Here is a 1,661-nt window from a genome sequence, read left to right as displayed (position 1 = left end):
ATCTTGGACATGTCGAGAATATCGTTGATGACGCCCAGCAGGTACTTGCCGCTGCTGTTGATGTCGGTGGCATATTCCTCGTAGCGCTCCGATCCGAGCGGGCCGAACAGCCCTTGTTCCATCAGTTCGGAGAAGCCGATGATGGCGTTCAGCGGCGTGCGCAACTCATGCGACATGTTGGCCAGGAATTCGGATTTGGCCCGGTTCGCCGCTTCGGCCCGTTCGGTTTCCTTCATGTATTTGCGGTTGAGGTCGACCAGTTCGCGCGAACGCTCCTCTTCGGCCCGCCGCGCGAGGCTGAGATCATGGATCGTTGCCATCAGCCGTCGCTCACTGTCGACCAGCTTCTCCTGGTGCAGCTTGATCTGGGTGATGTCGGAACCGACCGAGACGATGCCGCCGTCCCGGGTCTTCAGTTCGTTGACCTGCAGCCAGCGGCCATCGGCCAACTGCCGCTCGAAAGTGGCGCCGCCCTGCAGGCCGCTGGTGTGGGCAAGCCGCCTTTCGGAAGCAAAGGCCAGCATGCGTTCTTCCAGAGCCGCGCGCGCGGTGCCCGGCATCACGTCGCGGTCCGAAAGCCCGTTGTCCTGCTGGTATTTGGAATTGCACATGATCAGGTGCTGCGTCGAATCCCACAGCACGAAGGATTCGTTGATGTTCTCGATCGCCGTTCTGAGGCGAAGGTCGGCAGCCTCGGAACGCAGCGCCAGATGACGCTGTTCGGTGACGTCGACGGCGATGCCGATCAGCTGGATCTCCGGCGCTTCCGGATCGATGACCTGTGCCCGCGCGCGCATCCAGACCCATTGGCCATCGGCATGGCGCATGCGGAACACCTGATCGATGTGATCGATCTCGCGAGCGACGATTCTGTTGGCGAGCTCGAACAGGTCGCCGTCCTCGGGATGGATGATCTGATCGACCTCGCCGAAGGACAGCATCGTTTCGCAAGGCTTGTAGCCGAGCATGTCGTACATCGAGCGCGACCAGTACATCTTGCCGCGCACCATGTCCCAGTCCCACAGGCCGCAGCGGCCGCGAACCAGCGCCATGTCGATGCGCTGATGCGCTTCGAGGTAGATGCGGTCGGCCGCCTGCGCACGTGCCGCCTGGCCGAAATAGGCATAGAGGATGACGATCAGCACACCGGCCGTCAGCACGAACAGGGTGACGTTCAGCGAAACGGTCTTGCGCCAGGCATCGAAAACCGCGTCCTGTGGCACCAGGGCCGCCGATGCACCCTTTCCGCCATTCGCCAGGCTGACCGCGGCGTACCAATCCCGTCCGTCGATGTTGACGTCCATGACGCCCGCACGATCGCCGAACATGAACAAGGGCTGGCCGCCCTCGACGAGGCCGTCCAGAGAATGGCCCTGCCATGGCATCGAGCGTGGCGTCACCGCGACGATCTTGAAAGCGCTGTCGGTGATGACAAGCACATGGCTGCGGCCCATCGCGCCCTGACGGCTGGTGGTCTCCAGCAGATCCTGTATGGCGCCGGGCACCGTTTCCGAGGTGGTGGCGAGCGAACTGGCCAGCTGGCCCGCCGCCAGCGTCAGGATCGCCTTGGCATTGCGCTCGACATCGTCGCGCTCGTTCATCAGCGACAGCACGCGCAGCGCCGCGATGACGATCAGGAAGGTGATGATGAGGACGGGTAT

Annotated in this window: 1 protein-coding gene; it reads right to left on the bottom strand. The window is 62.9% G+C overall.

Annotated features, from left to right (window positions below):
- Nucleotides 1-1,661: PAS domain-containing sensor histidine kinase (locus EN884_RS35160; RefSeq protein WP_128361092.1), on the bottom strand; the 1,661-nt coding region annotated here is incomplete at both ends.

This window comes from Mesorhizobium sp. M7A.F.Ca.AU.001.01.1.1 (assembly GCF_004022735.1).
Lineage (GTDB): Bacteria > Pseudomonadota > Alphaproteobacteria > Rhizobiales > Rhizobiaceae > Mesorhizobium > Mesorhizobium ciceri.
The sequence above is the reverse complement of the archived record's forward strand: the minus strand, read 5'-3'. Positions and strand labels throughout refer to the sequence as shown.